Raw genomic sequence first — 265 nt, forward strand, 5'->3', positions numbered from 1 at the left:
AAAACCGATGAATGGAACGTAATTCGTATTGTGTCCTGTAGCTGGAAGTTGTTGATTATTAGAAGAACCTTGTCCTTTTTCTGGTAAATTAGGTTTTTCTACTCCCTCACCTGGCTTTTCTGTTCCTTCACCCGGCTTTTCTGTTCCTTCACCTGGCTTTTCTGTTCCTTCACCTGGTTTTTCTGTTCCTTCACCTGGTTTTTCCGGACCTTTTTCTGTATCTTTTTTATTTGTAATTTGAAGCTTTACAACTTCAATTTTTTCA

The 265-nt window shown here is 38.1% G+C and carries 1 pseudogene; it reads right to left on the reverse strand.

The annotated features are described in order from the left end of the window. Nucleotides 1-265, reverse strand: a pseudogene (locus MR160_RS34375) (hypothetical protein); the annotation flags it as partial.

This window comes from Bacillus cereus group sp. BfR-BA-01382 (genome assembly GCF_022663475.1).
In the GTDB taxonomy this organism is placed as follows: Bacteria; Bacillota; Bacilli; order Bacillales; family Bacillaceae_G; genus Bacillus_A; species Bacillus_A thuringiensis_S.